Source organism: Polaromonas sp. P3_C2 (assembly GCF_056402675.1).
In genome coordinates this window covers 1-8,083 of record NZ_JBFUGX010000131.1, presented here as the reverse complement: position 1 = coordinate 8,083, position 8,083 = coordinate 1, and the positions used below count along the sequence as shown (strand labels likewise).

At 61.6% G+C, this 8,083-nt stretch carries 6 protein-coding genes and 1 pseudogene; 1 reads left to right on the top strand and 6 read right to left on the bottom strand.

What is annotated here, in order from left to right; genetic code table 11:
- The first annotated feature begins 189 nt into the window (after window positions 1-189).
- A complete protein-coding gene (locus AC1DWI_RS07820) occupies window positions 190-1,260 on the top strand; it encodes a hypothetical protein (RefSeq protein ID WP_477669947.1) in 1,071 nt (356 codons plus the stop codon).
- A gap of 153 nt (window positions 1,261-1,413) precedes the next feature.
- On the opposite strand, the gene AC1DWI_RS07815 is transcribed toward AC1DWI_RS07820, so the two are convergent.
- The 6 genes and pseudogenes from AC1DWI_RS07815 to AC1DWI_RS07790 all read right to left on the bottom strand — a co-directional run.
- A complete protein-coding gene (locus AC1DWI_RS07815; RefSeq protein WP_477669946.1) occupies window positions 1,414-2,544 on the bottom strand; it encodes a C45 family autoproteolytic acyltransferase/hydolase in 1,131 nt (376 codons plus the stop codon).
- Window positions 2,545-2,661: 117 nt separating this feature from the next.
- Window positions 2,662-4,218 carry an ABC transporter substrate-binding protein gene (locus AC1DWI_RS07810; RefSeq protein ID WP_477669945.1) on the bottom strand — a complete coding sequence of 519 codons (1,557 nt, stop codon included), beginning with the start codon at window positions 4,216-4,218 and terminating at the stop codon, window positions 2,662-2,664.
- A gap of 17 nt (window positions 4,219-4,235) precedes the next feature.
- Complete coding sequence (locus AC1DWI_RS07805) at window positions 4,236-5,915, bottom strand: ABC transporter ATP-binding protein (RefSeq protein WP_477724630.1); 1,680 nt, start codon at window positions 5,913-5,915, stop codon at window positions 4,236-4,238.
- Complete coding sequence (locus tag AC1DWI_RS07800) at window positions 5,912-6,733, bottom strand: ABC transporter permease (protein ID WP_477669943.1); 822 nt, start codon at window positions 6,731-6,733, stop codon at window positions 5,912-5,914. Before AC1DWI_RS07800 ends, AC1DWI_RS07805 begins: the two co-directional genes overlap by 4 nt.
- Window positions 6,730-7,674 carry an ABC transporter permease gene (locus AC1DWI_RS07795; RefSeq protein WP_477669942.1) on the bottom strand — a complete coding sequence of 315 codons (945 nt, stop codon included), beginning with the start codon at window positions 7,672-7,674 and terminating at the stop codon, window positions 6,730-6,732. The genes AC1DWI_RS07800 and AC1DWI_RS07795 overlap by 4 nt, the downstream gene beginning before the upstream one ends.
- A 32-nt stretch (window positions 7,675-7,706) precedes the next feature.
- Window positions 7,707-8,083: pseudogene (locus tag AC1DWI_RS07790) on the bottom strand (alpha/beta hydrolase); the annotation flags it as partial.

The window sequence follows — 8,083 nt, the reverse complement described above, 5'->3', positions numbered from 1 at the left end:
CAAAAAAGAAAGTGGTAGCGAAGAAATCTCCTACCAGAAAAGCCCCAGTAAAGAAAGCTGCAAAGGGGCGACAGAAAAAGTAATAGAACACGGAAGAAAGGCCAACAACAACTAGTCGATTTGTTGATGGCTCAAAGGCCACAATTCGCCAACTAACCTCCATCCCCGCCCAATTCTTAAGGTTGAGTAATGCACTTCGAACGCCAGGGTGGGCCACCAGATCTGCCATCTGAGCTTCATCAGGTGGTTCTAGGTCTTCCAGGAGGGCGTAGCCTTGACGCAAATAAAAATATCGAATCAAAAGGCGGAAAGTTTCCGGACTTTGCGTGCTTCAACGAGCTGATGCTAATCGAAATGAAGCACCTCGAAAGTGACCAATCAGAGCGATTGAATGAAGTTCTTGATCAACTTATTGATGAAAAAGAGCGTCCCCTATTCTTCGGGTCACGCGAAGTTGGCCCCATGCTCGAGTCCATGAGTAATGCAACCGAGATCAGTTTGGCGATTGCGAAAAAGCTTGGAGGCTCKGTCGAAAAAATTCTTAGAACTGCAAATACTCAATTCAAAGAATATAGGGAGCGGCATCCTCGGAAAAATGCCGTAAATCTTTGCGTTATTTTGAACTCCAAAATAAGGGAGTTCACGCCAGAGGCGGTGGGGTATGCACTCTACAAAAAGATCAAAGGGAAGTCTGGGAGCTTGCCAAACTTCTCATCAATCGACGCGATTATCTATGTCTCAGAGAAGCACTATCAACTACTGCCTGACGGGAGAACTGCTTTCGCTATGCTCATTTTTCAAAGCGTTGGCGTAATGCAGTCGCCATGGAAGCTGCAATTCATTAATAGATTGGTTGAGGCATGGACACAGCGGCGTACCGGAGTTCCCTCGGTAGGTGACGGAGATGTCAAAGCCTTCAGAACCGTCGTTGACGTCCCAAATACGATGAAACGCTCCGAATTCTGGAATCTTGAGTATCTTCGCAACCCTTATCTAAAGGACCTAACTCTCAGTAGATTGCGAGTGACGTTCAACCGGATCCTGGGCAATCAAGGTAGAAGTATCTTTAAAGGGAATTGGCCAAGACCGTCTCGAGAAGAAGGGATGGAGTGGATGCGGCGGCTCCAACATTGCATTGCTGAGGTGAATCGCAGAAATACTGATGTACGGGACTTGCACTTAAGTCTCCTTACTGAGGTCGAGAAGTACGAAGCATTCGACGGTTTGCCGCCGGAACTGGTGAAGCTGCTGATCCATTAGATTGCTAAAACTTAATTTCGGAAACTCACACCTTGGCTTTGACGGCCACCGATTAGCTGCGATTTTTGCGTTCAGACATATTTCACTCAAGTGAATGGATGCTACCGCTCTAACCGTTGTCATACGCAGTAGCGCCTGCAAACTTCGCGCTAATCAAGCAACAATCCGCGGCTCTTTCGTCAGGCTGTAGCAAGTGAACACCTTGTTCAGCGCCGGCAGGGGCGCGACTTCCATCTCTCCTACAGCCGGCTCCATGATGACCATGGCGACCGTGGCCGACAGGTTGTCGTGGCTGCCGATGCGGGGCGGGCGGCAGACGGAGTAGGGCAGGCCGAAGTTGTCGAAAAACGCGTTCTTTAATTCCTGGCTGCCCAGCTTGTCTTGCTGATTCAGCAGCTTGCGTACGCGCCAGTCGCGGTAGTGGCTGTCGGGTGACTGGGAAATGCCCATGTCCACCAGCTTGCTCAGGGCGACCGGGCTCATCCAGTGGTTGGCGTGCACGATCAGGTTGTCGGCGCCGGGGTAAATTGGAAACGATTCATTGGTGGTGCATTCAAAGTCGATGCCAAAGCCCTGCGACATGCCCAGCATGATGTTGTTGGAGCAGGACTTGGGTGTGGCGGCGACGGCCTTCATGGCCAGCGAGAAAATCTCCTGCTCCAGCACCTTGCGCCGGATCAGCGACAACGGCACACCCAGCTGCTTGAAGTCGCGGTCTGATTCGAGGTAGTTGGCGGTAATGGACACGCCCGCGCTGTTGAAGCCGCTGCGGGCGAGCCCGCCGGCCTCGACAAAGGTCAGGAAGTCGGGGCCGTTGTCGTTGCGCACGCGCAGCACGACGGAGGTCTCGACGCACTCGGCGCGCCAGTCCCAGTTCTGGCCATGCAGCAGGTTGCCGTTGGCCGAACGCTCGGGCAGGATGAGGGCGCCGGTGCAGCCGTCGCCCGGCTCCTGGTCGGCCTGTGTGACCTTCTCGGCGCGGGCCTTGGCCAGCACCTCGGTGCGGGCGTTGATCATCACGATGTCCTGGAAGTCCACGCCTGCGCCCTCGGCGATGCCGCGCATCTCGTCGATGTAGTGGGGTGCGAAGTTGCCGATTTCCTTGGCGAAGAAGTCGATCAAGCGCGCGCGTGCCTGTTCGCTGTAGCCCAGGTTGACCAGCGTCTGGCCGTACAGGCGCGCGCTGCCACGTACCCGGTCGGCGGCCTGCCGCCCGTACTGCAGGCCGCGTTCATGCGGGCTGCCGGAGACGGAGATAAAGGGGAATTGTTTGATGTTTGCCATGCTGGGCTGCCGTAAGAAGTTGCGTGAAGAGAGATGACGACCGCCGCAAGGCGTGCCTGTCCATGCCTTGCGCGCGGGCCTGCGTGCAAGGCGACCGAGAGGTGATGCTGGAATGACTTACTTGGCGGCCAGCTTTGTATTCCAGAGCAGCGGCTTGCCTTCCCACACCGTGAACCCGTTCACGCGCTTGCGCACAGCCCACGAATCGGTCACGTTGTAGAGGATGACCAGCGGCGTCTTGGCGATCATCAACGCGTGCAGCTGGTCAAACAAGGCCTGGCGTTTCTTGGGGTCCGCTTCGGCGAAGCTCTGGTCGATCAGCTTTTGCGCGGCCGGGTCGTCCCACACCTTGCGCGGCTGCTTGGCCTTGTTGCCTGAGAACTGCTCATAGCTCAGGGCCGGGTCCAGGCGCGACGAATAGGTGAAGGAGCTCATCTGGTAGTTGCCGCTGTTGTAACGGTCCAGCTGGGTTGCCCATTCGAGCACCTCGATCTGGGCGTTGATGCCCACGGCCTGCATCATGGCCTGGCTCATCACCGCGACCGAGAAGCTGGGCACGTGCGCGCGCTTGTTGGCCTGGATCACGATGGGCTGGCCCTTGTAGCCGGCTTCCTTCAGCAGCTGCTTGGCCTTGGCCGGGTCGTGGCGGTAGCCTTTTTTCTGGGCCGCTGTGTAGAAGGCCGAAGTGTCCTGGATGGCCGAGTTGTTGACGCGGGCCAGGCCTTCGGACGCGGCCGCGACAAGCTGGTTCATGTCAAGCGAGAGCGCGATGGCCTGGCGGATGCGCTCGTCTTTGAGCAGCGGGTCGTTGGTCTGCATCAGCAGCGTGTTCTTGCCCGCGTCCACTGCGGCGACAACGCTGAGATTTTTATTCGCCTTGAGCTCCTGCACGTCGGACGAGGTGATCTGGCCCGCGTCGATGGCGCCGGACTGCAGGCCGGCCTTGGAGGTCGACATGTCGGGCACGGTCAAAAATTTGACCTGCCCAACCAGCGGCTTCTTGAGGCCGAGGTAGCCGTCGGGCTTGGTGCCGGGGGGCGACTGGTAGTCGGCAAATGCGCTGAGCGTGACGTACTCTCCGCGCTTCCATTCTTCAAACTTGAAGGGGCCGGTGCCGATGGGCTTGTCCCAGCTGCCGTCTTCCTTGACGGACTTTTTGTTCAGGACGGCCGTCATGCCGCAGTCGGTGCGGGCCAGGTTGTCGAGGAACACGGCCGAGGGTTTGTCCAACTGCATGACCACGGTCTGYGCGTCGGGGGCCGTGACAGAAGTCACCTTGACGCCGGAGCGGCCGTCAAATTCGCTGAGGCAGCGCCAGTCGGTCTTGGGTTCCATGTAGCGCTTCCAGCTCCACAGCACGTCGGCCGAAGTCATGGGCTCGCCATTGTGGAACTTCACGTTGGTGCGCAGCTTGAAGATATAGGTCAGGCCGTCGGGGCTGGTGACGATGGAGCGCGCCAGCAGCGGGCCGACGGTGCCGTTCTCGTGGTACGCGACCAGGCCTTCGACGATGTTGAGCACCACACCGTCGGTGGTGTTGTCGCGGTTCACGCCGGGGTTGGTCGAGCGGATGTCTGCCGGCTGCGCGACCACGATTTGTGGGGTCTGGGCCTGGGCCGCGGAACAGGCCGCGAGCATGGCGGCGGCCAGAAATTTCAATCGAAGGGAAAGCATGAAAAGCTCCTTAAAGATCAGACCGGAAGAGGGTGTAAGGGGTTCAGGGCGCCTGCCGGCGTATCGGGTTCGTCAAAGCGCCACTTGAGCTGCATGCCGCCCTGGCCTGTGGGCGTGAGCGCAGGAATCGCGGAGAGCAGCTTGCGTGTATAGGCGTGCTGCGGCTTGTCGAACACCTCGTCGCGGCTGCCCTGCTCGATGATCTGGCCGGCCTGCATCACGATCACGCGGTCGGCCACCTGCTCGACCACGCCGAGGTCGTGGCTGATGAAGAGGCAGGCAAAGCCGTGGCGTTCCTGCAGCTCGGCCAGCAGCGCCAGCACCTGGGCGCGCACGGTGACGTCGAGTGCCGACACCGGCTCGTCGGCAATCACAAAAGCCGGCTCGCGTATCAGCGCGCGGGCAATCGCCACGCGTTGGCGCTGGCCGCCCGAGAGTTCATGCGCATAACGCTGCGCATGCCGGGGCTCCAAACCAACCTCATCGAGCATCTTTGCTACGCGCGCCTGCCGCTCAGCGGATGACAGACCGGGAACCAGCCGCAGCCCTTCACCGACCAGCTGGCCAATGCTCATGCGCGGATTCAATGACGAGTACGGGTCCTGGAACACCATCTGGCAGTTGAGCCGGTAGTCCAGCCAGCCCGCGTCGCCGCGAGCAATCGAACGGCCGCGAAAACGAATGTCGCCTTCGGTCGGCTTGAGCAAGCCGGCAATCGCGCGGCCCAGCGTGGTTTTTCCCGAGCCGGAGCCGCCCACCACTGCGACGATCTCGCGCGGGCGCACCACCAGGTCTATGCCGTGCAGCACGCGCTTGGCGGCGGACTTGGCAAACAGGCGGCGTTTGCCGGGGTAGTCGAAGACGAGGTTGCGCACTTCGATGACGGGCTGTTCGTCGGCAATCGTGCGCGCGGCTTGCCGGCGCGGGATGGCCTCCAGCAGCTTGCGGGTGTAGTCCTGCTTCGGGCCGGCCAGCAAAGCAGCGGTGTCGCCGGCTTCGACGACTTCGCCCTGCTGCATGACGATCATGCGCTGGGTGTAGCGCGCCACCATGGGCAGGTCGTGGCTGATCAGCAGCACGGCGGTGTTGTGTTCGCGCGTGAGGCCAACCATCAACTCCAGCACGTCACGCTGCACCAGCGCGTCCAGGGCAGTAGTCGGTTCGTCGGCGATCAGCAGCGCGGGCTCCAGCAGCATGACAGAGGCCAGCATCATGCGCTGGCGCATGCCGCCTGAAAATTCATGTGGCCATGCGGCGAGCGCGGCCTGCGGGTCGGTGATGCCGACGCGCGCGAGCATGGCCAAAGCCTTGTCGCGGCGCGCGGCCGGCGAGAGCTCGGGCCGGTGCAGCGCCAGGCCTTCGTCAAGCTGCCGGCCAATCGTCATTGACGGATTGAGCGAAGTCATGGGCTCCTGGAACACCATGCCAATGCGCGCGCCGCGCAGCTGGCGCAAACGCGCGTCGCCGGCCGCCGCCATGTCTTCACCTTCAAACAGGATGCGGCCGGCGCTGCGCACCAAAGGCGGCGGCGTGAGGCCCATGATGGCCCGGGCCGCCTGGGTCTTGCCGCTGCCGGATTCGCCGACGATGCCAACGATTTCGCCGGGTGCGACGGTGAAGGACACATTGCGCACGATTTCGCGGCCGCCCTTGCCGATGGAAAGGCTWAAGGCCGAGACATCCACAAGGTGGTTCATTCGACGCCCCTCATGCGCGGATCCAGCAGGTCGCGCACCGCGTCACCCAGGAAGTTGATGCCCAGTAGCGTGAGCGCAATGCACAGGCCCGGGAAGATGGAAAGGTAAGTTGCCTGCGCCATGAAGGGCCGGGCCGCGGCCAGCATATTGCCCCAGGTGGGCGCGGGCGGCGGCACGCCCAGGCCCAGAAAGGACAGCGAGCTTTCCGCCAGGATGACCCAGCCGAACATCGAGGTGGCCAGCACGGTGAGCGGCGCCACGCAGTTGGGCAGCACATGGCGGAACATGGTGTACAGCTCTGAATTGCCGAGCACGCGGGAGGATTCGATGAATTCCTTTTCGCGCAGCGACATTACCGTGCCGCGCACGATGCGCGTGACCGAAGGCGTGTAGGCCAGGCCCAGCGCCAGGATGATGCCGTACTTGTTGGCGCCGAAAACGGCCAGCAGCGCGAGCGCCAGCAGCAGGCCGGGGAAGGCCAGCAGGGCGTTGATGAAGGCCATGATGATGCGGTCGGTCCAGCCGCGCACAAAGCCCGTCAGCACGCCGATGGCGGTGCCGATGGAGATGGAGAACAGCACGGTGAGGAAGCTGATCCACACGCTGTTGGAGGCGCCGGCCATCAGGCGCGAGAGTTCGTCGCGGCCGAACTCGTCGGTGCCCAGCCAATAAGTGGCGCTGGGTGGTTTGAGGCGTGCCAGAAAATTGATCTTGAGCGGCTCGTGCGGCGTCCAGAAGAAGGCCAGCACGGCCGCCGCGAGGATCAGGCCCACGATGACGAGGCCGATCAGGGCCTGAGGGGTAAGGAATTTTTTCATTCGGCCAGCACCCTGGGGTCGAAGATCGGATAGCAGAGGTCGATGACCAGGTTGGTGATGACATAGATCACGGCAACCAGCAGCAGGCAACCCTGGATCACCGGGTAGTCGCGCGCGAAGATCGCGTCGACCAGCAGGCGGCCCAGGCCGGGAATCGTGAACACGGTTTCAACAACCGCCACGCCGCCCAGCAGGTTGCCCAGGACGAGGCCGATCAAAGTCCAGGTCGGGCCGAAGGAGTTGCGGAACGCATGGTGCACCAGCACAGCACGCTCCGACAGGCCCTTGGCGCGCGCATGCGTGATGTAGTCCAGCCGCAGCACTTCCAGTGTGCTGGCCCTGGCCATGCGGATCAGCACGCCGATTTCATGCAGGAACAGCGTGAGGATGGGCATCAGCAGGTACAGCAGGCCCGACTTCCAGTCGCTCATGATCGAGACATAGCCGACCACGGGCAGCCATTCGAGCTTCAGGCCAAAGAAGAGCAGCAGCAACAGGCCGAGCCAGAAGGTAGGGATGGACACCAGCAGGGTGGCGGTGCCGACCAGCATCAGGTCGGGCAGGCGGTTTTGCTTCCACGCGGCGATCATGCCGGCGGGCACCGCGACCAGGGTGGCGAAGAGCACGGCAATCAGCACAATCTGCGCGCTGACCAGGAAGCGGCTCAGCACCAGTTGCAGCACGGGTTCGCCGGTGTTGATGGAAACGCCGAGGTCGCCACCCAGCACGTGCCGGCCCCAGATGCCGAACTGCACCGGCCAACTCTTGTCGAGCCCGAGCTGGGCGCGCAGGTCAGCCAGGCGTACCGGGTCGGCCAGGTCGCCCAGCAGCAGCTGCGCCGGGTCGCCAGGGATGAGCCGGATCAACACAAAGACCGCCACCGCCACGATCAGCAGGGTCGGTATCGCCATCATCAGGCGGGCCAGCGCGAAACGTAGCATGGTCAGTCTTCAGGTTTGGGGTTGACGTGACATCACTGGGCCCGGCCCGCCGCTTTTTTCCGGATGGCGCGCAGCACGGTCGCGAGGAAGTCCTGCACCGTGTCGACGCAGGCCAGGCCGTCGTGGGGAACGTTGTCGACCAGGTCCAGCGTGACGTTGACGCCGGCCTGCACAAAGGACTGGCGCAAGGTCTCCAGCCGCTCGGGGCGCGTGCGCCCCGCGTCATTGGCGCCGGCCATGTAGAACTTGCCGCCTTCGCGGTGGGTGATCTCCCAGGTTTCCATGTCGGCCTTGCCGGCCACCATGTGCACCGGCAAGGCTTTGAGGGCCGCAAGGTTCAGCGGTTTGCCGAAGCGTTTTTCGAAGTCGCGCACGCCCACCCACCAGTCCTGCTGGTGGTCGATTAGAG

Bases quoted from the DNA above. Each gene is read 5' to 3' on its own strand.
- AC1DWI_RS07815 (WP_477669946.1), bottom strand. From the start codon at position 2,544: ATGGCAAACATCAAACAATTCCCCTTTATCTCCGTCTCCGGCAGCCCG.
- AC1DWI_RS07800 (WP_477669943.1), bottom strand. From the start codon at position 6,733: ATGAAAAAATTCCTTACCCCTCAGGCCCTGATCGGCCTCGTCATCGTG.
- AC1DWI_RS07795 (WP_477669942.1), bottom strand. From the start codon at position 7,674: ATGCTACGTTTCGCGCTGGCCCGCCTGATGATGGCGATACCGACCCTG.